Here is a 20,955-nt window from a genome sequence, read left to right as displayed (position 1 = left end):
TCCGCAAGCATCCTCCCCGATAATGACGGGCGCGCCGCCCCCGGCCGCGCCCCGCCCTTCTTCCCAGATCTCTCCCAGACAGGACCAATTCCGCATGAAACCCCGCCTCCTGCAGCACGGCCGCCTGCCCGAACAAACCGAAGCCCGCCTGGCCGAATCTTTCGACGTGCACCCGCTCTGGGCCGAGACCGACCCCGCCGGCTACCTGGCCGCCCACGGCGCCGAGTTCGTGGCGATGACCACCCGGGCCGCCACCGGCGTGGACGGCAAGATGCTGGCCGCGCTGCCGAACCTGCGCGTGATCTCCAGCTTCGGCGTGGGGTTGGACAAGCTCGACCTGGACACCGCCCGCGCGCGCGGCATCGCGGTGGGCTACACGCCGGACGTGCTCAATGACTGCGTGGCCGACACGGCGTTCGCCCTGCTGATGGACGCGGCGCGCCAGGTCAGCGCGGCAGACCGCTACGTGCGGCGCGGCGAGTGGCCCAAGGCCCCGTATCCGCTGACCACGCGCGTCAGCGGCAAGCGGCTGGGCATCGTCGGCATGGGGCGTATCGGGCGCGTGATCGCGCAGCGCTCGTCGGGCTTCGACATGGAGGTGCGCTACTTCGGCCGCAAGCCGCAGGACGGCGTGGCCTATGGCTTCGAGCCGTCCGTGGAGGCGCTGGCGCGCTGGGCGGACTTCCTGGTCGTGGCCACCTCGGGCGGGCCCGAGACGCGCCACCTGATCTCCGCCGGCGTGCTGGAAGCGCTCGGGCCGCAGGGCTACCTGATCAATATCGCGCGCGGCACCGTGGTGGACGAGGCCGCGCTGGTCGACGCCCTGACCCACAAGCGCATCGCCGGCGCCGGGCTGGACGTCTACGAGAACGAACCGCACGTGCCCGAGGCGCTGTTCGGCCTGGACAACGTGGTCCTGCTGCCCCACGTGGCCAGCGGCACGCACGAGACGCGCGCAGCCATGGCCGGCCTCGTGTTCGAGAACCTGGAGAGCTTCTTCGCCTCCGGCGCGGTGGTGAAATCGGCGCTCTGATCCGCCGATCGCCCCCTTGGTCGCCCCGTTACCACGTGTAGCCGGGGCGACACAGACGCGAAACACTGGCGGGGCACCCCCGGGACTACACTGGGCATTCCAGCTTTTTACGGAGCGTGCGATGCCCGACTCTCCTGCCTCGCCACCATCGACACAATCGAAACCATCGATCCCCCGCCGGCGCCACCTGCTGGCGCTGGGCCTGGGCAGCGCCGGCCTGACCGCGCTGGCCCGCGTGGCACCCGCCGCTGAACGCCAGCCGGCCACCGCCGCCACGCTCCCCCTGACCGCCCAGACCACCGAGGGCCCGTATTACTTCGATGCGGGCAAGATCCGGCAGGACATCACCGAAGGCCAGCCCGGCGTGCCGCTCGAGGTGCGCTTCGCCGTGGTGGACGTGCAGGGCCGCCCGCTCGCCGGCCAGCGCGTGGATCTCTGGCACTGCAACGCCGCCGGCGTGTACTCGGGCTATGACGGCCAGCGCGACGACAAGGGCCAGCGCATTGCCACGCGCGGCCAGACCTTCCTGCGCGGCAGCCAGCCAGTGGGCGCCGATGGCGTGGCGATGTTCCGCACGATCTATCCCGGCTGGTACGCCGGGCGCGCCACCCATCTGCATATGAAGGTGCTCGACCCGGCCGGCCGGGCGCACCTGACCACGCAGTGCTTCCTGCCCGATGCGCTCAACGAGTATCTGTATAGCCAGCTCCCCGCCTACCGGCGCCGGCAGGTGCGCGGCACGCTGAACAGCAACGACGGCATCGCGCTGATGGCCGGCGAGACCGTGCTCGGCGCCGTGCGCGAGGCGCACGACCGCTACGTGGCCACGCTGACGCTGGTGGTGGACCCCGCCGGCACCGCCCCGCGCGAGGGGTTTCCCGATCATCCGCCGCCGGACCGTCCGCCGCTGTCCCGCGATGGCCGCCGCCCGCCCCCTCCCCCCGGCCAGGGCGAGCAGGCCGCCCCGGAGGCAGGCAGCGCCCGCGCCGCCGCGCTCATCCCTGGCGTGCGGCTGTAGGCCCCCTGGCCTCCGGCCGCCATCCACCATCCGGCCAAGGTCTCCATCAATGCCCGCCATGGAAAAAATGCAAAATCCACGGCAATGACCAGACATGACCCGTAATTGTTAGTTATGCTCCCCAGGGGCGGGCCGATGGCCTGCCGATCAACCGGGCGTTGGCGATCCGGTACATCATGGGGAGCGGCGCATCCTTGGGAGCGCCGCGTTCGGCGCGGTTCTCCAGGAGGGGATGTTCTCCGATGCAGCGCAGCTGGTTTCTCGCGTTGACGATTGCCCTGGCGACCCTGGCTACGCTGTTCCCGGTGGGAATCGGCGTGTTCATGGCGCAGCTGGAGGCCAATCGGCGCGAAGCCGACCAACTCGCGGTGTTCGCCGACGCGGCGCTGCGGCGCGGCGAAGCGGTCATGAGCCAGGCCATCAGCGCCATCCAGGACATGGAGCAGCTCCGCGACGAGCCCTGCTCCCCGTCGAATCTCGTCGAACTCCGGCGCATCACCTACAGCTATCGCTTCCTCCAGGACGCCGGCGTCTATGGCCGCGGCCGCCGCCTGTGCTCGGCGCTGCTGGGCCCGGTGCAGGCGCGCACCCTGCCGCTGCCGCCGCCCGACTGGCGCACGCCCGATGGCTACGACTTCTGGTTCGACCTCGCCAACCCGTTCAGCGCGCCACGCCGGACCATCCTGATGGGCCGCAACGGCAACCATGTGTCGATCGATCCGCAGGTTTTCGTCGATGTGGTGGACCGCGACACGCGCATGCTGGCCGTGGTGCATACCGATGCCGGCCGCATCTTCGCCACCACGCAGGGCGCCAACCTCGCCCGGCTGCAGCGCGCCTACGCCGACCATGCCTACGGCACCGGCGGCGCCGCCGAGCATGAGGACGACGCCGCCGTAGTGCTGCGCAAGTCACGCACGATGCCGTTCGCGGTGGTGGTGCTGGCCCCGCGCGCGGCACTGCTGACCAACTGGAAGGCGCTGCTGGTGGGCGGGCTGATTGTCGGGCTGGCCGCCGGGGTGCCATTCGGCATCCTGGTCTGGCGGCGCGCCACGCGGCGCTTCAGCCTGGAGGGCGAGTTGCGCGGCGCGGTGCGGCGCCACGAGATGGCGGTGCACTACCAGCCCATCGTCGCGCTCTCGGACAACCACTGCGTGGGCGTGGAGGCGCTCGTGCGCTGGCGCCGTAACGGCCGGCTGGTGCGTCCCAACCTGTTTATCCCGATGGCCGAGAACGCCGGGCTGATCCAGCAGATCACCGATCAGGTGCTGGACATCGTGCTGACCGAGCTGGGCACGCTGCTGCGGCGGCATCCGTCGTTCTATGTCTCGATCAACGTGGGCGCGGAGGACCTGAAGAGCCGGCGCTTCCTGAGCGTGCTCGACGCGCGGCTGCGGGACACCGGCATCGCGCCGGCGCAGATCCGCATCGAGGCCACCGAGCGCGGCTTCCTGGAGCCGGACGTGGCGCGCGACACCATCCAGGCCTTCCGGGACGCCGGCCATCCGGTCTATATCGACGACTTCGGCACGGGGTACTCGAGCCTCTCCTACCTGGAGAGCTTCAAGGTGGATGCGCTCAAGATCGACAAGTCCTTCGTGGATACGATGGGGCAGGAGGCGGCCTCCAGCACGGTGGCGCCGCATATCATCGCCATGGCGCGCTCGCTCGGGCTGGAGGTGGTGGCCGAAGGCATCGAGGACAGCGCCCAGGCCGACTACCTGCGCGAGCAGGGCGTGGACTACGGGCAGGGCTGGCTGTTCGGGCGGCCCGTGCCGGCCGTGGAGCTGGCCCAGTTCCTGAGCAAGAACGCCGCGCCGGCGGCACCGGCGCCGGCCTGACGCAAACCCCAAGATCGATAAAAAAAGGAGGCCCGATGTCCCTGTCCACCCTGTTCCTGACCGCTGCCGGCGTTGGCCTGGCGGTGGCCGCCCCGGTCGGCCCGATGGGCATGCTCTGCATTCGCCGCACGCTGGCCGAGGGGCCGCGTGCCGGGCTGGCGATCGGGCTTGGCATTGCCTGCGGCGATGCGGTCTACGGGATGGTGGCGGCGCTGGGGCTGGTCGGCATCTCGCAGTTCATGCTGGCCTATGACAAGCCGCTCCACCTGGCGGCCGGGCTGTTTTTGGTCTACCTGGGCCTGCGCACGTTCTTCCACACGCCGACCGAGACCGTGGCCACGCTGCGCGGCAACGGCTCGCGCCGCCGGGCCTTCGCCAGCGCCCTGCTGCTGACGCTGACCAACCCGCAGACCATCATCATGTTCGCCGCGCTGTTCGCCACACTGGCGCCGCGCGGGCCGTTCTCGACCCCCATCGCCCTGACCACGGTGCTGGGGGTGTTCTGCGGATCGATTGCCTGGTGGTGCGTGCTGGTGGCGATGGTCACCGGCGCCCGCCACGCGTTGGGCCAGCGCGTGCGGCAGTGGATCGACCGCGTCACCGGCCTCGCGCTGGCCGCGTTCGGCGTGGCGGAGATCCGGCGGTCGATCTAGGCGCGTTGGGCGCTTACTCCGCCTTGGCCCCCGAGTCCTTGGCCACCTTGGTCCACTTGACGGTCTCGGTCTTGATGAAGCCGGCGAGCTGCGGCGGCGTCATGTCGCCGGCGGTCACGCCCTGTTCCTCGAAGCGCTTCTGCACGTCCGGCTGCTTCAGCACCTTGGCCAGCTCGGCGCTCATGCGCTGGCGCACGGCCTCGGGCGTGCCGTGCGGCGCCATCAGCGCGTACCACGTGGTCACCTCGTAGCCCGGCACGCCGCTTTCCGCCACGGTCGGCACGCCCGGATAGGCCGCCGAGCGCTTGGCCGTGGTCACTGCCAGCGCCTTCACCTTGCCGCTCTTCACATGCGGATTGGCCGAGGGGCTGGTCTCGATGGCCATCTGGATCTGGCCGGCGATCAGGTCGGTCATCATCGGCGCGCCGCCCTTGTACGGCACGTGGGCGATGTCGGTGCCGGTCGCCGCGCGGAACAACTCGCCCGAGAGGTGCTCGGTGCTGCCGATGCCCGCCGAGCCGTAGTTCACCTTGCCCGGATGCGCCTTGATATAGGCGATCAGCTCCTGCACCGTCTTGGCCGGAATCGACGGATTGACCAGCAGCACGTTCGGCGTCAGCGCCACCATGCCGATCGGCTCCAGGTCTTTCTGGAAGTCGTACGGCAGGGTCTTGTAGATGCCCGGCGCCATGGTGTGGGCGACGGTGGCCAGCAGGAAGGTGTAGCCGTCCGGATTGGCGCGCGCCACGATGGACCCGCCAATCGTGCCGCCCGCGCCAGGGCGGTTGTCCACCACCATCGGCTGGCCCAGCGCCTCGCCCAGTTTCTGGCCCACGGCCCGGCCGATGATGTCGGTGGTGCCGCCCGAGGCGAAAGGCACGACCAGCGTGATCGGCTTGGACGGCCAGCTATCGGCGGCGAAGGTGGGGATGGCAGGGAGGGCGGCAAGGGTGGCGGCGGCGCCAAGGCAGGCCTTGAGCACGGCACGGCGCGGCATGCGGATGGTCATGCGGGTCTCCGGGGGACTTTCTGGATATGTAATCCCCCCACTGTACTGAGACGTCCGCGTCACAACCAGCCCCACGCCGGCGGGAGGTCTTCAGGATTTGTGAAGGGTCGCCCCGGGCCAGCGGCCCGCCGTTACCAGCCCGCGCGCCACGCTGTCCAGCACGCTGCGGGCGGCCAGGCCGGCCGGGGACAGTTCGTCGTCGGACAGGCTGACCAGCAGGTTGGGCCGGCGCACGCCCGCATCGGCAATCTCGATCAGCACCAGCGGCTCGCCCAGATGCCGCGCCACGGCCGCGCCGGGCTGGATGGTCGCCCCGAGGCCGGCACGCACCGCATCCATCAGCACGGCCAGTCCGTCGATCTCCGCCACCACGTTGAGAGAGCGCTCACTACGCGCGAAGGCCGCGTTCAGCACCGCGCGCAGCCCGTGGGCGTTGCTGGGCAGGATCAGCGGCAGGCCGTCGAGTGCCTCCAGATGCACCGGATCGGTGGTCGGCAGGCCCGGCTGGTCCGGCCGGGCGATCACGAACAGCCGTTCCTCCAGCAGCGGCACCACGCTCCAGCGCTGGCCGGGTTCGAGCTGGAACAGCACGGCGAGGTCGAGCTGGCGCGCGCCGATCATCGTGGCGAGGTTGCCCGAGAGGCTCTCCACCAGATGCAGGCGGATGTCCGGGTAGCGCTCGCGCATGGCCAGCATGAACGGCGGGCCCATGACGGAGAGTGTGCTCGGCGCCATGCCCACGCTGACATGGCCCGAGAGGCGCGCGGTGCGCGCGGCGCGAGCGGCGTCATCGGCATGGCGCAGCGCCAGTTGGGCCTGGCGCCAGAAGGCGAGCCCGGCGTCGGTCGGCACCACGCCGGTGGAGGTGCGCTGGAGCAGCCGCGTGGACAGTTCGCTTTCGAGCCGGCTGATCTGCTGGCTCAGCGCGGACGTGACCACGCCCAGCCGCTGGGCCGCCTGGCCCATGCTGCCCAACTCCACCACATGCACGAAGTAGCGCAATTGGCGCAATTCCATCGTCTTCATCCCAGATCTGTCACGCGGAGCCGGTATTGTGCCTGTGCCGGGCCGCCTGGGCGGACAAAGCGGGCCAGGATCACCAAACTTCACAGAAGTCATCCATACGCTGGTTGACCGAGCGTCCATACTGGATAAGCATGTAGGCAACCCCTGCGCAGGACCCACCTTCCACCCAAGGTATCCACCGGAGCTTTCCACCATGAACAGCCTTCCACCGACGCTGTGGCCTTTCCCCGCTTTTTCGTTCCAGGGCGCCTACGCGCTGGACGACAAGATGATCGAGAACTGGCGCAAGATGATGGGCCTGAACTCCGATTTCGCGAAATCCTGGATGGATGAAGCCCAGTTCGACTGGGCCTCCTGCTTCATGCCGCAAGACCCCGAGGAACTGTACGCGCGGCAGTGGACCAACCAGATGCCCTTCTTCTCGATCCCGATGCACTACGCCACCGCCATGCTGGAGCAAGGCGCGGCCATGCAGCGCGCCTGGCTCGACAACTGGGGCCGCATGTTCGGCATGTTCGGTATGCCGACGCTGCTGCCCGCGATGCCGGTGATGCCCGACATCGCCGCCGTGGCGACATCCGAAGGGGACATCGTCGACGTACCGGCCGTGGCCGTGCGCGAGACCCCGCGCAAGGGCAAAAGTGTCTGAAAACCGTCACTGAAGCCGACAGGTTCCCCGGGCTTTACACGGTATTTTCTGCAACGCACGGCCCTGACGCGACGTTTGCATCACAAATCGATCGGCACGATTGATGCGTCTACTGTTTAGTCAGTATGCTGATCGAGACACAAAGCGCCACCTGCCCGATGGCTTATAAAGCTGTTGAGGGCGCAGTCGAGGCAGGTATCTGAATCGCGCCCCATCCCGCGAGGCCCTTATGAGCAAGACCCTTATCTCCAGCATGTTCGTCGCCGCCGCTGCCATCGTCGCGATGCCGCTGGCCCACGCCCAACAAAAGCCCGTGGACCCGTACACGCAAGGTGCCAAGGTCGGCAAGCCCGATCCGTACACCGACGGTGCCAAGTCCGGCAAGTTCGATCCGTACACGGATGGCGCGAAGTCGTCGACCAAGACCGACCTGGCGCCGAGCAAGCCGGACCCGTACACCTCGGGCGCCAAGAGCGGCAAGCCCGACCCGTACCTGGACGGCGCCAAGACCGGCAAGCCCGATCCGTACACGGACGGCGCCAAGAAGTAAGGCCAACCGTCAGGCGGCAAGCCAGCCGCCCGTGACATCCGGCGCCTGATACCCGGCAAGCCCGGCACGCCCGCAAGGACGTGCCGGGCTATTTTTTTATCCTCCATCGTGCGGTGGATTTGCTCATCGCGGGCAGGCCATTCAGAATAGCGCTTCGTCCGGCTCGCCCCCGCCGGCGAGGAATCCATCTTGACTAGCCGCGCCCCTGCCGTCAAAGCCGACCCACCGGTCGCCTTTGGTCCGTTTACGCTGCATATCGCGCAGCGCCTTTTGCTGGAGTCCGGCCGCCCCGTGCGGTTGGGTGCGCGTGCGCGCAGCATCCTCGCCGCGCTGGTCGAACGTGCCGGCGAGGTAGTGGGCAAGGCCGCGCTGATCGCCTATGCCTGGCCCGACGGCGATGCCGAGGAAGCCACGCTGCGCGTGCACATGGGTGCGCTGCGCAAGGTGCTCGGCGATGGCCAGGGCGGCACGCGCTACATCGCCAGCGTGGCCGGACGCGGCTACTGCTTCGTCGCGCCGGTGGCACGCGCCACCGCCGAAGGTGCGCCCGGCGCACTCCCGGCAGCCCCCGCCCATGACGCCCACCTCCCCGCCCGCGTGACCCGCGTCATCGGCCGGGAAACCCTGATCGCCGCGCTCGCCCAGAGCCTGCCGCAGCGGCGCCTGCTCACGCTGTGCGGTGCGGGCGGCATGGGCAAGACCACCATCGCGCTGGCCATGGCCGAACGGCTGCTGCCGGACTATGCGGACGGCGTGCGCTTCGTGGATCTCGGCCGCGTGGCCGACCCGGGACTGGTGGACGCCGCGCTGGCCGCCACGCTCGGCATGACGGCCGGCCCCACCGCGCGCGCGGCGCTGGTGGATGCGCTGCGGCACCGGCGCATGCTGATCGTGCTGGACAGTTGCGAGCATGTGATCGACGCCGTGGCCCTGCTGGTGCTGGCGCTACTGCAGGGGGCGCCGGACGTCCACCTGCTCGTCACCAGCCGCGAGCCGCTGCAATGCGAGGGCGAATGGGTCCAACGCGTGCCGCCGCTCGCCCTGCCCTCCCCGCGCAACGAAATCAGCGCCGACGAGGCGATGCGCTACCCGGCCGTGCAGCTATTCGTCGAGCGCGCCATCCACAGCGCCGACACCTTCCAGCTGCCGGACGCCGACGCGCCCGGCGTGGTCATGCTCTGCGCCAGCCTCGACGGCATGCCGCTGGCCATCGAACTGGCCGCCGCGCACGTGGAGACCTTCGGCGTCGCCCATCTGCGCCGGCTGCTGGACGACCGCTTCCAGATGTCGGCGTACAACAGCGACATCGTGCAGCCGCGCCACCGCACCCTGCGCGCGCTGCTGGACTGGAGCTACGACGTGCTGCCCGCCACCGAGCGCGTCGTGCTGACGCGGCTGGCCGTGTTCACCGGCGAATTCACGCTGGCCTGGGCGCGCGCGGTACTGGTGGACGCCGAGGTCAGCCGGGGCGATGTGGACACCGGCATCGCGTCGATGGTCGCCAAGTCGCTGGTCAGCGTGGATGCCAGTGAAGGCGTGGTGCGCTACCGGCTGCTCGCCACCACGCGCGCCTATGCGCTGGAACGGCTGGCCCGGGACGGCGCGCTCCATGAGCTGCAGGCCCGCCACGCGCTGCACTGGCGCGATGCGCTGCGCGCGACCTGGACCGACGAGCCGACGCTGACGCAGGCCGAATGGGCCGCGCGCTACGGCAACGCCATCGACGACGTGCGGGCCGCCATCGGCTGGGCGCTCTCCCCGGACGGCGACGCCGCCCTGGGCGCCACGCTGATCATCGCCGCGCTGCCGCTGGGCTACTTCCTCTCCCGTCTCGACGAATTTTGCGGCTACGCGGCGCGCGCGCTGGCGCTGGCCGACGAGGGCGCCGCCCCGCTCGACCCCACGCTGACCACGCGGCTGCGCGTGGCGCTGGGCACGCTGATCTATCACACGCGCGGCGTGGCCGCCGGCGCCGAAGACGCCTACCAGCGCGCGCTGCGCGACGCCACCGCGCTGGCGCAATCGGGGCCGCAATCGGGGGCGCAATCGGGCCCGCAACAGCAGGCGCTGGCCGGCATCGGCATGATCGCGCTGGCGTCTGGCGACTACGCCGCCGGGCGGCGCCACGCCGAGACCATGTGCGCACTGGCCGATCAGGACGGCGATGCGATGGCCCGGCTGTGGGCCGAACACACGCTGGCGCTGGCCCACCACTATCTGGGCGACCACGCCACGGCGCGGCATCTGGCGCGGCATGTGCGCACCCATCCGAGCCCGCTGGTGCGGCCCGTGGACAACCTCACCGCGCTGGTGGACCGCCGCGTCTGCATGCGCATCGTCGAGGCGCGCACGCTGTGGATCGAGGGCTACGCGGACAGCGCCGCGTCGCTGGTCGCCCAGTGCGTGGAAGACGCGCTGACCGACATGCCGCTGGCACTGGCGCAGGCGCTGGCTTTCGCGGCCTGCCCGATCGCGCTGTGGCGCGGCGACGAGACCGCACTGGCCGACTACGCCAACCGGCTGCGCGAGCACTCGTTGCGCCACGCGCTGGTGGCATGGCACGGCTGGGTGGAGATGCTCGACGGCGCGCTCGCGCTGCGCGACGATGCGCCGGGTGCCGTCGACACCGACGCGCACCATCGCCTGCAAGCCCGGATCACGCACACCGGCGGCAAGCAGGCCGATCTCTACGCCACCTTCGGCGCCCGCTTCGTGACGCCGCTGGCGATCACGCGTGCGACGGCGGGCAAGTCCGGCTGGTGCATGGCCGAAGTGCGCCGCGTGGCCGCCGAGGCGCACCCGCATCGGCACACGCACGCGGGCCGGCTGGCCGCCGCATCGGCGTTCGAGGACGCGTTGGACGTGGCCCACGCCCAGGGCGCACGCGCCTGGGCGCTGCGCGCCGCCACCAGCCTCGCCCGGGTGCGCCATGAACTGGGCGATGCTGACGACAGCACGCGCGCGGCTGAGTTGCTCGCGTCGATCTGCGCACGCATGCCCGAAGGACGCGCCACGCGCGACTTCCGGACCGCGCAGGCTGCGCTGGCGGATTGCGCCGCGATGCCGGCCATCGCACCCGAAGCCGACGCGGCGACCACGCAGGCACGCGCATGATCATGGCGAAGACCGACCCTGACAGCGCGGCCGGGCGCGCGTACCGCTTTGGCGCCTTCCTGCTACGGCCGGCACGGCGCGAGCTGCTGGCGGACGGCGTGCCGGTGACGCTGGGCAGCCGCGCCTTCGACCTCCTCGCCGCGCTGGTCGAGCACGCCGGGCAGGTCGTTTCCCGCGATGCGCTGACCGCGGTGGCGTGGCCGCGCATGGTCGTGGAGGACAGCAGCCTGCGCGTGCAGATCGCCCATTTGCGGCGCGTGCTGGGCCCGGAGGGGCCGGGCATCGTCACGATGCCGGGTCAGGGCTACCGCTTCGACGGCGTGGTGCAGCTCGTGGACGAGGGGGCCACGCCAGCGGCGCAGGTCATACCGGCCGCGCGCGTGCTGCCGCGCCGCCTCACCGCCATCATCGGGCGCGATGCCGAGGTGGCCCGCGTGCAGGCGGCGGTCCAGCCGGGGCGAGTTGTCACCCTGGTCGGCATCGGCGGCATCGGCAAGACCACCGTGGCGCTGGCCGCCACCGAGCGGCTGGCGGGGGACTATGCCGATGGGATCTGCTACCTGGACCTCGGCACGCTGCCCGACCCCGTACAGGGTCTCGCCGCCGCGTTCGGCGCGGCGCGGATGGACGCGCTCGGCCACGCCATGGCCGGCCATCGGCTGCTGGTGGTGCTGGACGGCTGCGACTACGCACCGGAAGCCGTGGCCGCCCTGCTCGCGCAACTGGCGCAGGCGCCCGGCGTGGCGGTACTGGCCACGAGCCGCCACCCGCTCGGCGCCGCCGCCGAACACCGCCTGCGGCTGCCGCCGCTGGACCTGCCTCCTGAGGGAGAGATCGAGATCGACGCGCCCCGGGCGCTGACCTTCGGCGCGGTGCAGCTATTCGCCTCCCGCGCGCAGGCCAGCGGCGCCGGCTACACGCTGACCGACCGCGACGCCCCGGTCGTAGCCGCGCTCTGCCGGCGACTCGACGGCCTGCCGCTGGCCATCGAACTGGCCGCCGGCTGCGTCGACGCGTTCGGCGTGCTCGGCCTGCTCGACCAGGCCGACGATCGATTCAACCTGCTCGAAGCCCGCCGCCGCAGCCCGCAGGAACGCCAGCGCTCGCTGCGCGCGTCGCTGGATTGGAGTTACACCCGGCTGTCCGCCCCAGCGCAGACCGCGCTGCAACGGCTGTCGACGCTCGACGGCCCGTTCACGCTGGCATCCGCCGAGGCAGCCATCGGCGCGGATGGCATCGACAACGCGGCAGCAGCGGACCTGCTGGAAGCGCTGGTGGCGCAGTCGCTCGTATCGCCGGAAGCCACCGATGACGGCCCGCGCTTCCGCCTATCCGCCATGGTCCGCGCCTACGCGCGCGAGCGGCTGCGGGCCGTTACTTCGCCTCGATAACCAGCCCGCCCCTCACCCCAACGTTCGCCTCGCCGCAGCCTGGATCGCCTGCACGGCGGCGGCTGTCATGACGCCCATCGCCAATACGCCTAGCGCGCCGAGGGCCACGGCGAGGAAGCGGCCCAGGGGGGTGGTCGGGACGACGTCGCCGAAGCCGATCGTCAGCGACGTAATCGCACAGAAATACAAGGTGCCGCCGAGCGACGCCGGCGACCGGCTGCCCGCGTCGACCGGGCCGCCGACGTAGTACATCGCCAGCGACAGCAGGACGAACAGCACGCTGAGGAAAATCAGGATCGAGCGCAATTGCCACAGCACGGCGGTGAATTCGGCAATGGCGTGGCGGGGGCGGATGGGTAGCTGCCCGGATTCGTTGCGGATGGTGGCCATAAGCGGTGGACTCCCTGGCAAGGTGCGGCGAAGGCCGCGCTAGTCCATGTTAGGTCCCGGATCAGCCCGCCGTGCGCTTCAGTCGTGTCGTGACCGAAAAGGTTTCCGCCGGATGGATGGTCACGGACACCTCGAAGGTGTCGCCGGCCTCGTCGATATAGCGGCGCACGATCTTCAGCACCGCCGCCCCCGGCTCCAGCCCCAGCGCGCGGCCGATGCGCGGGTCCGCCAGCGTGGTGGCGCGCACGTCCTGCTCGATCTCGGCAATCGGCCGCCCATGGCGCGACTCGATCAGGGCGCTGACCAGCACGTCGGGCGTGTCGCGCACGATCGGGCCGATGTCCGCGTAGGCGCTATCTATATAGATATCGGTCCAGGCCATGGGCGCGGCGCTGGCGCCGTCGTCCAGCCGCACGCTGGAGATGCGCAGCCAGCGGGTGTCCGGCGCGCCGCCCAGGTCGGCCGCCACTTCTGGCGGCGCCGCCACGGTCTCCACCGACTGCACCACGCGCCGGTGCGCCTCGCCGAACTGCATGAGGTCTTCCACCGAGGCCAGCGTCGGTTTGAACACGGCCCGGGGCCGCGCGGCCTCCACGCGGGTGCCCACGTTCTTGCGGCGCGACACCAGCCCCATGTCCTGCAGGGACTGCAGCACCGCCCGGATGGTGTAGCGGCTGGCCTGGAACTGCTCGCACAGCGCGAATTCGGTCGGCAGCAGCGTGCCCACGGGGAATTGGCCCGTGGTGATGCCATCCAGCAGTTGGCGGGTGATCTCCGCTGCGTTTGTTTTACTCATAAAGGCCCGTTACATCACTTGATTGGCGCGGTGCGGCATGGCTGACGGCACATGGGGTTGACGCCCCGGGTTTACGTCTATTTCGCAAATATGTTCGAACATATTTAATAGTCAATATGTTCGAACATATCTGAGATCCCATCAGCATGCCACAAGGTCGCACCATGCCCAACATTTCGATTCCCGCCGCCAGTACCGTTGTCGACTCCGCGCTGTTCCGCGACGCCTTCGGCACGGCGGCCATGCGCGAGATCTTCTCCGATGGCGCGCTGGTCCAGCGCTACATCGACGTCGAGATCGCCCTCGCCCGGGCCGAAGCCCGCGTCGGCGTGATTCCGGCCGATGCCGCCGAGACCATCGCCAGCGCCTCGCGCCTCGATCGCATCGACTTCGACCACATGCGCGAGGAAACCGACATTGTCGGCTATCCGATCCTCCCGCTGGTGCACCAGCTCGTGGAAATGTGCGGCGATGCCGGCCGGTACGTCCACTGGGGCGCCACCACGCAGGACATCATGGACACCGCCGTGGCCCTCCAGGTGCGCGACGCGCTGGACAGCATCGACGCCGATATCCGCACCCTGCGCGGCATCCTGGCCGACCTGGCCGCCCGGCACCGCGACACCCCGATGGCCGGCCGCACCCACTTGCAGCAGGCCCTGCCGGTGACCTTCGGCTACAAGGTGGCGATCTGGCTGGCGATGTTCGACCGCCACCAGCAGCGCCTGGCCGAGCTGCGTCCGCGCGTGGCCGTGGTGGAGTTCGCCGGGGCCGCCGGCACGCTGGCGTCGCTGGGCGACAAGGGCTTCGCGGTGCAGCAGGCACTGGCCGAGGAACTGGGCCTGGGTGTGCCTGCCACCACCTGGCACGTGGCGCGCGACGGCTTTGCCGAGGCGGTGAACCTGCTGGCGCTGGTCACCGGCTCGCTGGGCAAGATTGCGCTCGACATCATGATCATGGCGTCCACCGAGTTCGCCGAGGTCTACGAGCCCTTCGTCAAGGGGCGCGGCGCCAGCAGCACCATGCCGCAGAAGCGCAACCCGATTTCGAGCGAACTGATGCTCGCCGCCTCGAAGGCAGTGCGCCAGCACGCCGGGCTGATGGTCGATGCGATGGTGCAGGACTTCGAACGCGCCACCGGCCCGTGGCACGCCGAGTGGATCGCCATTCCCGAGAGTTTCATCCTGACGGCCGGCGCGCTGCACCAGGCGAAGTTCGCGCTGGGCGGGCTGATCGTCGACGTGCCGCGCATGGCCCACAACCTCGGCATCACCAAGGGGCTGATCGTCGCCGAGGCCGTGATGATGCGCATGGCGCCCCACATCGGCCGCCAGCAGGCGCACGACGTGGTCTACGACGCCTGCCGCACCGTCAACGAGCAGGGCGGCACGCTGGCCGAGGCCCTGCTGGCGCTGCCGGCCGTGACCGAGCACTTCGACCGCGCCGCCATCGCACACATGGTGGACCCCGCCAATTACCTCGGCCTGGCGCCGCAGATGGTCGACCGGGCCATCGCGCTGTCCGGCGAAGTGGCCTGAGCCCTCCGGCCGGCGCCACGCACTGCTTTCCACACGATAAGACTGATTCAGGAGACAACCATGCACCGCTTCCCCACCTTCGTGCGCGGCGCGCTCGCCGCCGCCGCCCTGCTCACCGCCGTATCCGCCCAGGCCCAGAACTGGCCCACCAAGCCGATCACGTGGATCGTGCCGTTCGCGGCCGGCGGCCCCACCGACGCGCTGGCCCGCAACATCGCCGAGCGCGTGGGGCGCGAAGTCGGCCAGTCGATCATCATCGACAACTCGCCCGGTGCCGGCGGCACGGTCGGTGCGGCCAAGGCGGCCCGCGCGCCGGCGGACGGCTACACCATGCTGGTGGGGCATATGGGCTACATGGGCGCCGCGCCGGCGCTCTACAAGAAGCTGCCGTACGACCCGGTCAAGGACTTCGCGCCGGTGTTCCGCTTCCCGGACACGCCGATGGTGCTGATGGTGCGCAAGGACCATCCGGCCAAGGACGTGAAGGCGTTCGTCGAATATGGCAAGCAGCATCCGGGCAAGCTGTTCATCAGCAATGCCGGCATGGGCTCCACCTCGCACCTGATTGCGGCGATGTTTGCCTCGGCGGCGGGGATCAAGGTATCGCTGGTGCCCTACAAGGGCGCCGGCCCGGCGCTGATCGATGTGATTGGCGGGCAGGTCGATGGCATGTTCGACCAGACCAACACGGCGCTGCCGCAGATCACGGAATCGAAAGTACGTGCGCTGGCGGTGACCTCGGCATCGCGGGTGGGCCAGCTCAAGGACGTGCCGACGCTGGCCGAAACCGTGATACCCGGCTTCGAGGCCGCGACGTGGTACGGCATCTACGCGCCGAAGGGCACGCCGCAGCCGGTCATCGACAAGATGCAGGCCGCCTACCTGAAGGTGATGCACGACAAGGCGTTCACTGACCGCCTGTCGGCGCAGGCCATCCAGATGCTGCCGGCTGACAAGTACACGGCCAGCGCGCTGGGCAAGCACACCGAGGCGGAAGTGGCGCGCTGGAAGGTGCTCGCCGCCAAGGCCAATATTTCGCTGGACTGAGCGCCATGACAACGTCCCGGGTGGAGCATGACGCCTTCGGCCCCGTCGATATCCCGGCGGACCGCTACTGGGGCGCCCAGACCCAGCGCGCGCTGGCCGTCTTCGGCATCGGCAGCGAGCGCTTTCCGGACTGCCTGATCCACGCCTTCGGCCTGCACAAGATGGCGGCGGCCGTTGCCAACCAGCAGTGCGGGGCGCTGGAGGCGGAGATGGCGGCGGCCATCGTCGCCGCGGCGGCCGAAGTGCGCAGCGGCGCGTTCGATGCGCATTTCCCGCTCACGGTCTGGCAGACCGGCTCCGGCACGCAGACCAATATGAATGCGAACGAGGTGATCGCCAACCGGGCCAACGAGCAGCTGGGCCAGCCGCTGGGGACGAAGCAGCCGATCCATCCGAACGATCACGTCAACCGCTCGCAGTCATCGAACGACAGCTTTCCCACGGTGATGCACCTGAGCGCGGTGCTGGAACTCGAAGACCGGCTGCTGCCGGCGATGGCCGCGCTGCGCGACAGCCTTCAGGCGCGCGCGACGGACTTCGCGGACATCCTGAAGCTGGCCCGCACCCACCTGATGGATGCCGTGCCGACCACGCTGGGCCGCGCCTTCGAGGGGTTCGCCGCGCAGATCGGGCACGGCATCGCGCGTATCGAGGGGACCCTGCCGCGCCTGCTGATGCTGCCGCAGGGCGGCACGGCGGCGGGCACCGGGCTCAACGCCCCGCCCGGCTTCGCGGAGGCGTTCTGTGCGGAGGTAAGCCGCCTGACCGGCCTGCCGTTCCAGCCCAATCCCTGCAAGGTGGAAGGCATGGCCGCGCACGACGCCCTGCTGGAGTTGTCCGGCGTGCTGAACGTGATTGCGGCGTCGTGCATCAAGATCGCCAACGACCTGCGCTGGATGAGTTCCGGGCCGAACTGCGGCCTCGGCGAGCTGGTGATGCCCGAGGACGGGCTCACCTCGTCGATCATGCCGGGCAAGCGCAATCCGACCATCGCCGAAGTCATGGTGCAGGCCGGCATGCAGGTAGCCGGCAACCATGTGACGGTGACCATGGCCGGCGCCTCGGGCAGCTTCGAGCTGAACGTGGCCAAGCCGGTGCTGATCTACAACGTCCTCCAGTCCATCCGCCTGCTGGCCGACAGTGCGAACACCGTGGCCGAGCGGGTCATTCCCGGGCTGGCGCCGGACCGCGCGCGGCTGGCGCGCCAGCTCGACAGCCCGCTGCTGGCGGCCACCGCGCTGAACCCGGTGATCGGCTACGACCAGGCGGCACGCATCGTGCGCCACGCCATGGCGTACGGCATGGCGCCGCGCGAGGCCGCCATCGCACTGGGTATCCTGCGTGGCGAGGAATACGACCGGCTGGTCGATCTCGAACGCATGGCGCGCGGCGTGGCGTAGCCCCGGGGTGCCTCAGCAGCGATAGTCCCCGCCATCGCGATCCAGCAGGCGCAGCAGCGCCGTCCACTCGCGGTCCAGGTGCACCGTGTCGAGGTAGGCGTAGTCGTCGTGCTGCTTGGCGGCGTGCTCGCAGACCTCGGGCGACGGCAGGGTGACCTTCTGGCCCATCGACAGCGTCTGCACCTGGATCTCGCAGGCGCGATTCAGGTAGAACATGCGCGTGAACGCCTCCGCCACCGAGCGGCCGGTGGTCAGCAGGCCGTGGTTGCGCAGGATCAGGTAGTTGGCGTCCCGCATCGATTTCACGATGCGCGAGCGCTCGTCCAGATCCAGCGAAATACCTTCGTAGTCGTGGTAGTTCACGCGGTTGTAAAACTGCATGCTGATCTGGTTCAGCGGCAGCAGGCCGCACTCCAGCGCGGCGACGGCCATGCCGGCGTCCGTGTGCAGATGGACCACGCACTCCACGTCGTGGCGGCTCTGGTGCAGGGCGCTGTGGATCGTGAAGCCGGCGGCGTTGACCTCGAAGCGGTTATCGCCGATCGGCCGGCCTTCGGTATCGATCTTCACGAGGCACGACGCCGTAATCTCGTCGAAAAACCAGCCGTGCGGATTGATCAGGAACTGGTCCTGCGTGCCCGGCACGCGCACGGAGATGTGGGTGTAGATCAGGTCGGTGAGCTGGTACTTCGCGGCCAGCCGGTAGGCGGCGGCCAGTTGCACGCGCACCGCCCATTCTTCCTCGCTGATGTTGCGCGGCTTGCGGTTGCGGTGCGGGTCCGTGGTGGAAATCATGGTGGCGTCCTCTGGGGAAATCGGCGGAAGTCGACGGAAATCGGCGGAAATCAGGCGAGCAAGGCGGTGATGACGATCTCGACGCGGTAGGCCGGGTCGGCCAGCTCGACCTTGCCGCAGCAGCGCGTGGGCGTTTCGCCGGGGGCCACCCAGGCGTCCCAGACCGCGTTGAAGCCGTCGAAATCGGCCATGTCGGCCAGCCAGATCTGGGCGGTCAGCGCGCGGCGGCGGTCGGTGCCGGCCTCGGCCAGCAGGGCGTCTACCTTGGCCAGCGCCTCGCGGGCCTGGCTGGCGATATCGCCGGACTTGTTGTCGGCCACCTGGCCGGCCAGGAAGACCATGCCGTTGGCGATAACGGCCCGGCTGCGGCGGTGGTTCTGGTCCAGACGGACGATGGGCGATGCGGAAGATGTCGACATGGCGGGCTCAGGCGTGGGTCTTGACGATGCGGCGGCAGTGCTCCAGCGCGGCGCCGATCAGGTTGTTATTGGCCTCCGGCGTGCGGAAGGCCGAATGGGCGGACAGCGTGACGTTGGGCAGCGTGGTCAGCACGTGGCCGGCGGGCATCGGCTCCACCGTGAACACGTCCAGCCCGGCGTGGGCCAGCTTGCCGCTGCGCAGCGCCGCAATCATGGCGTCTTCATCCACCAGCGCGCCACGCGCCGTGTTGACCAGGATCGCGCCGTCGCGCATCGACTGGATGCGTTCCGCCGTGATCAGGCCGCGCGTCTCGTCGGTCAGCAGCAGGTGCAGCGACACCACGTCGCTCTGCGCCAGCAGCGTGTCCAGATCGACGAATTCCACGCCCTCGTGCGTCTTCGGCGTGCGGTTCCAGGCCAGCACGCGCATGCCGATGCCCCGCGCCAGCCGCGCCAGTTCCTGGGCGATGCCGCCAAACCCGACCAGCCCGAGTGTCTTGCCCGTCAGCTGCACGGCGTCCGAGCGCAGCCAGTTGCCGGCGCGCATCTCGCGGTCCATGCGCGCGAAGTTGCGCGCGGCCGCCCACATCAGCGCGAAGGCGCACTCGGCCACGGCGGTATCCCCGTAGCCCTTGATGGTGTGCACCGTGATGCCGATCTCGGCCAACTCCTCCGGGTTCATATAGCTGCGCGGGCCGGTGCCCAGAAACACCACGTGCTTGAGGCCGGTGCACTGGCGGGCGATCTCGGTCGGCAGATGAGTGTGGTCGATGATCGCGATCGGCGCGCCGGCCAGCGTCGCGGGCAGTTGCTCGGGCTTGATCTCGGGCTGGCGGTTGATCGTCAGCGGCAGGTCATCGGCCCGGTGCAGGCGGGAAGCCACTTCCGACAGTGTGGGATTGGCATCGACGAAGACGGCGCGCCATGCACCAGCATCGGACGCGGGATTATGGGCAGCGGGGCGGGCAGGCGTGGCGGAAAGAGAAGAAGTCATTGTTTTTACTCGGCAATAAATAGGGGTGAACCATTACGGTGCCGATGAACCAAAACGGGGCTCGATGAGGCCGCAACGGTGAAGCGCAGCATAACGCTTTACAGAATACAGATCAATAATTAAAGTCTGTATACAGGACGGAGTGCAGGGCCGGGAGCCACCCGGCCCGCACGTTGCCCCCACCACCCTGCCCTTGGAGCGTTCCCATGACGATGCGCCGACTTGCCCCGCGATTTGCCTTGCTTCCCGCCTCCCTGCTTGCTGTCACGTTGATGGGGCTGGCCAGCCCCGCCTCGTCCCAGGACACCAAGTCGTGGCCCAACAACACGATTGCCATCGTCAGCGGCTTCCCCGGGGGCGCCGCCACCGACATCTACGCGCGCCGGCTTGGCGTGGAGCTGAACAAGGAATTCGGCGTCTCGTTTATCTCCGATAATCGCCCCGGTGCGGGCGGGAATATCGCGTCGAGTCTCGTCGCGCAGGCCAAGCCGGATGGTTATACTTTCCTGCTCGGCACGGCCGGCACGCATGCGATTAATCCCGCGCTATATTCGAAACTGTCATTTGACGTGGTGAATGATTTCTCGCGCATTGCATTATTGGGCACGCTGCCGAATATTCTGCTCGTGAATCCCGAGAAGCATCCGGAGATCAAGACCTGCCAGGATCTGATCGCCGCCGCGAAGAAGGCGCCGGGCACGCTGAACTACGCCTCGACCGGCAACGGCGCCTCCGGCCATCTGGCCGGCACGCAGTTCGCCACGGCCTCGAAGACCAGCTACGTGCACATCCCGTACAAGGGCCAGGGGCCGGCCATGACCGCGCTGCTCTCGGGCGAGGTCGATTTCTTCTTCAACCAGAGTTCGCCGAGCCTGGGCGCCATCCAGTCTGGCAAGGTGCGTGCGTTAGCGGTCACTTCGTCGCAGCGCGTGAGTGTGCTGCCGAATGTGCCGACCGTCGCCGAGGCGTGCAGCCTGCCCGGCTTCGAAAGCACCACCTGGTACGGCCTGTTCGGCCCGGCCGAGTTGCCGGCGGACATCCAGACCCGGATGTCGCAGGCCGTGCTCAAGGCCATCGGCACGGAGAGCTTCCGCCAATGGCTGGTGAGCCAGGCGATCCAGCCCATCGCCGATGGCGGCCCGGCCGCGTTCAAGCGCACGCAGCTTGCCGATATGAAAACCTGGGCCAAAATCGTCAAGGATTCCGGCGCCCATATCGATTAACGCTGATTTAGACCGATTCGCACGGCGGGGTGCTGGTTGCCGCGAGGTGTATACACCGCCGTGCACAGA

19 protein-coding genes are annotated in these 20,955 nt (G+C 69.3%); 12 read left to right on the top strand and 7 right to left on the bottom strand.

Annotated elements, in window-relative coordinates; genetic code table 11:
- The first annotated feature begins 94 nt into the window (after positions 1-94).
- The 4 genes from AC1DP9_RS14745 to AC1DP9_RS14730 all read left to right on the top strand — a co-directional run bounded on the left by AC1DP9_RS14745 (position 95) and on the right by AC1DP9_RS14730 (position 4,545).
- On the top strand, positions 95-1,033 hold the full coding sequence (locus AC1DP9_RS14745; RefSeq protein WP_477107766.1) for a 2-hydroxyacid dehydrogenase: 939 nt from the start codon (positions 95-97) through the stop codon (positions 1,031-1,033).
- A 121-nt stretch (positions 1,034-1,154) separates the two neighbouring features.
- A complete protein-coding gene (locus AC1DP9_RS14740; protein WP_477107765.1) occupies positions 1,155-2,051 on the top strand; it encodes an intradiol ring-cleavage dioxygenase in 897 nt (298 codons plus the stop codon).
- 242 nt (positions 2,052-2,293) lie between these two features.
- On the top strand, positions 2,294-3,892 hold the full coding sequence (locus AC1DP9_RS14735) for an EAL domain-containing protein (protein WP_477107764.1): 1,599 nt from the start codon (positions 2,294-2,296) through the stop codon (positions 3,890-3,892).
- A gap of 35 nt (positions 3,893-3,927) precedes the next feature.
- Positions 3,928-4,545 carry a LysE family translocator gene (locus AC1DP9_RS14730; RefSeq protein WP_092295530.1) on the top strand — a complete coding sequence of 206 codons (618 nt, stop codon included), beginning with the start codon at positions 3,928-3,930 and terminating at the stop codon, positions 4,543-4,545.
- Positions 4,546-4,558: 13 nt separating this feature from the next.
- Here the strand turns inward: AC1DP9_RS14730 and AC1DP9_RS14725 are convergent, their stop codons facing one another.
- Together AC1DP9_RS14725 and AC1DP9_RS14720 are read right to left on the bottom strand one after the other, a co-directional pair.
- Positions 4,559-5,554: a Bug family tripartite tricarboxylate transporter substrate binding protein gene (locus AC1DP9_RS14725; RefSeq protein ID WP_092295533.1), complete on the bottom strand. Its 996-nt coding sequence runs from the start codon at positions 5,552-5,554 to the stop codon at positions 4,559-4,561.
- Positions 5,555-5,644: 90 nt separating this feature from the next.
- Positions 5,645-6,571, bottom strand: a complete 927-nt coding sequence (locus tag AC1DP9_RS14720) for a LysR family transcriptional regulator (protein ID WP_092296191.1) — start codon at positions 6,569-6,571, stop codon at positions 5,645-5,647.
- 202 nt (positions 6,572-6,773) lie between these two features.
- Between AC1DP9_RS14720 and AC1DP9_RS14715 the strand changes: the two genes are divergently transcribed.
- The 4 genes from AC1DP9_RS14715 to AC1DP9_RS14700 all read left to right on the top strand — a co-directional run bounded on the left by AC1DP9_RS14715 (position 6,774) and on the right by AC1DP9_RS14700 (position 12,284).
- Complete coding sequence (locus AC1DP9_RS14715; protein WP_477107763.1) at positions 6,774-7,229, top strand: polyhydroxyalkanoate granule-associated phasin; 456 nt, start codon at positions 6,774-6,776, stop codon at positions 7,227-7,229.
- Positions 7,230-7,458: 229 nt separating this feature from the next.
- Positions 7,459-7,779, top strand: a complete 321-nt coding sequence (locus tag AC1DP9_RS14710; protein WP_092295539.1) for a hypothetical protein — start codon at positions 7,459-7,461, stop codon at positions 7,777-7,779.
- Positions 7,780-7,968: 189 nt separating this feature from the next.
- Positions 7,969-10,893: an ATP-binding protein gene (locus tag AC1DP9_RS14705; protein ID WP_477107762.1), complete on the top strand. Its 2,925-nt coding sequence runs from the start codon at positions 7,969-7,971 to the stop codon at positions 10,891-10,893.
- 2 nt (positions 10,894-10,895) lie between these two features.
- Entirely contained in the window at positions 10,896-12,284 is a 1,389-nt protein-coding gene (locus AC1DP9_RS14700; RefSeq protein WP_477107761.1) for an ATP-binding protein, read from the top strand.
- Between the two features lie 12 nt (positions 12,285-12,296).
- Here AC1DP9_RS14700 and AC1DP9_RS14695 read toward each other — a convergent pair whose 3' ends face one another.
- Positions 12,297-12,674, bottom strand: coding sequence for a potassium channel family protein (locus AC1DP9_RS14695; protein WP_441592590.1), 378 nt, complete (start codon positions 12,672-12,674; stop codon positions 12,297-12,299).
- A gap of 61 nt (positions 12,675-12,735) precedes the next feature.
- Positions 12,736-13,470, bottom strand: coding sequence for a GntR family transcriptional regulator (locus tag AC1DP9_RS14690; protein WP_477107760.1), 735 nt, complete (start codon positions 13,468-13,470; stop codon positions 12,736-12,738).
- 164 nt (positions 13,471-13,634) lie between these two features.
- Here AC1DP9_RS14690 and pcaB point away from each other — a divergent pair, with 164 nt between their 5' ends.
- Genes pcaB through AC1DP9_RS14675 form a run of 3 tightly spaced genes read left to right on the top strand, consistent with a single transcriptional unit; the run spans position 13,635 to position 17,455 of the window.
- The gene (gene pcaB / locus AC1DP9_RS14685) at positions 13,635-15,008 is read left to right on the top strand and encodes a 3-carboxy-cis,cis-muconate cycloisomerase (RefSeq protein WP_477107759.1); all 1,374 of its coding nucleotides are present in this window, start codon (positions 13,635-13,637) and stop codon (positions 15,006-15,008) included.
- Positions 15,009-15,068: 60 nt separating this feature from the next.
- Positions 15,069-16,055 (top strand): tripartite tricarboxylate transporter substrate binding protein BugD, encoded by a 987-nt coding sequence (locus AC1DP9_RS14680; RefSeq protein ID WP_454757582.1) that lies wholly within the window; start codon positions 15,069-15,071, stop codon positions 16,053-16,055.
- 5 nt (positions 16,056-16,060) lie between these two features.
- Complete coding sequence (locus AC1DP9_RS14675) at positions 16,061-17,455, top strand: class II fumarate hydratase (protein WP_477107758.1); 1,395 nt, start codon at positions 16,061-16,063, stop codon at positions 17,453-17,455.
- Between the two features lie 12 nt (positions 17,456-17,467).
- On the opposite strand, the gene AC1DP9_RS14670 is transcribed toward AC1DP9_RS14675, so the two are convergent.
- Genes AC1DP9_RS14670 through AC1DP9_RS14660 form a run of 3 tightly spaced genes read right to left on the bottom strand, consistent with a single transcriptional unit; the run spans position 17,468 to position 19,663 of the window.
- Positions 17,468-18,250, bottom strand: a complete 783-nt coding sequence (locus AC1DP9_RS14670) for a class II aldolase/adducin family protein (protein WP_477107757.1) — start codon at positions 18,248-18,250, stop codon at positions 17,468-17,470.
- Between the two features lie 50 nt (positions 18,251-18,300).
- A complete protein-coding gene (locus tag AC1DP9_RS14665) occupies positions 18,301-18,669 on the bottom strand; it encodes a RidA family protein (protein WP_477107756.1) in 369 nt (122 codons plus the stop codon).
- Positions 18,670-18,676: 7 nt separating this feature from the next.
- Entirely contained in the window at positions 18,677-19,663 is a 987-nt protein-coding gene (locus tag AC1DP9_RS14660) for an NAD(P)-dependent oxidoreductase (protein ID WP_477107755.1), read from the bottom strand.
- 206 nt (positions 19,664-19,869) lie between these two features.
- Between AC1DP9_RS14660 and AC1DP9_RS14655 the strand changes: the two genes are divergently transcribed.
- Positions 19,870-20,886: a Bug family tripartite tricarboxylate transporter substrate binding protein gene (locus AC1DP9_RS14655; RefSeq protein WP_477107754.1), complete on the top strand. Its 1,017-nt coding sequence runs from the start codon at positions 19,870-19,872 to the stop codon at positions 20,884-20,886.
- Positions 20,887-20,955: the final 69 nt, after the last annotated feature.

The organism is Cupriavidus sp. 01L43, assembly GCF_056399925.1.
Note: the sequence above shows the minus strand (reverse complement) of the source record. Positions and strands in the feature narration are given on the sequence as shown.

Bases quoted from the DNA above. Each gene is read 5' to 3' on its own strand.
- AC1DP9_RS14745 (WP_477107766.1), top strand. From the start codon at position 95: ATGAAACCCCGCCTCCTGCAGCACGGCCGCCTGCCCGAACAAACCGAA.
- AC1DP9_RS14740 (WP_477107765.1), top strand. From the start codon at position 1,155: ATGCCCGACTCTCCTGCCTCGCCACCATCGACACAATCGAAACCATCG.
- AC1DP9_RS14735 (WP_477107764.1), top strand. From the start codon at position 2,294: ATGCAGCGCAGCTGGTTTCTCGCGTTGACGATTGCCCTGGCGACCCTG.
- AC1DP9_RS14730 (WP_092295530.1), top strand. From the start codon at position 3,928: ATGTCCCTGTCCACCCTGTTCCTGACCGCTGCCGGCGTTGGCCTGGCG.
- AC1DP9_RS14725 (WP_092295533.1), bottom strand. From the start codon at position 5,554: ATGACCATCCGCATGCCGCGCCGTGCCGTGCTCAAGGCCTGCCTTGGC.
- AC1DP9_RS14720 (WP_092296191.1), bottom strand. From the start codon at position 6,571: ATGGAATTGCGCCAATTGCGCTACTTCGTGCATGTGGTGGAGTTGGGC.
- AC1DP9_RS14715 (WP_477107763.1), top strand. From the start codon at position 6,774: ATGAACAGCCTTCCACCGACGCTGTGGCCTTTCCCCGCTTTTTCGTTC.
- AC1DP9_RS14710 (WP_092295539.1), top strand. From the start codon at position 7,459: ATGAGCAAGACCCTTATCTCCAGCATGTTCGTCGCCGCCGCTGCCATC.
- AC1DP9_RS14700 (WP_477107761.1), top strand. From the start codon at position 10,896: ATGGCGAAGACCGACCCTGACAGCGCGGCCGGGCGCGCGTACCGCTTT.
- AC1DP9_RS14695 (WP_441592590.1), bottom strand. From the start codon at position 12,674: ATGGCCACCATCCGCAACGAATCCGGGCAGCTACCCATCCGCCCCCGC.
- AC1DP9_RS14690 (WP_477107760.1), bottom strand. From the start codon at position 13,470: ATGAGTAAAACAAACGCAGCGGAGATCACCCGCCAACTGCTGGATGGC.
- pcaB (WP_477107759.1), top strand. From the start codon at position 13,635: ATGCCCAACATTTCGATTCCCGCCGCCAGTACCGTTGTCGACTCCGCG.
- AC1DP9_RS14680 (WP_454757582.1), top strand. From the start codon at position 15,069: ATGCACCGCTTCCCCACCTTCGTGCGCGGCGCGCTCGCCGCCGCCGCC.
- AC1DP9_RS14675 (WP_477107758.1), top strand. From the start codon at position 16,061: ATGACAACGTCCCGGGTGGAGCATGACGCCTTCGGCCCCGTCGATATC.
- AC1DP9_RS14670 (WP_477107757.1), bottom strand. From the start codon at position 18,250: ATGATTTCCACCACGGACCCGCACCGCAACCGCAAGCCGCGCAACATC.
- AC1DP9_RS14665 (WP_477107756.1), bottom strand. From the start codon at position 18,669: ATGTCGACATCTTCCGCATCGCCCATCGTCCGTCTGGACCAGAACCAC.
- AC1DP9_RS14660 (WP_477107755.1), bottom strand. From the start codon at position 19,663: ATGACTTCTTCTCTTTCCGCCACGCCTGCCCGCCCCGCTGCCCATAAT.
- AC1DP9_RS14655 (WP_477107754.1), top strand. From the start codon at position 19,870: ATGACGATGCGCCGACTTGCCCCGCGATTTGCCTTGCTTCCCGCCTCC.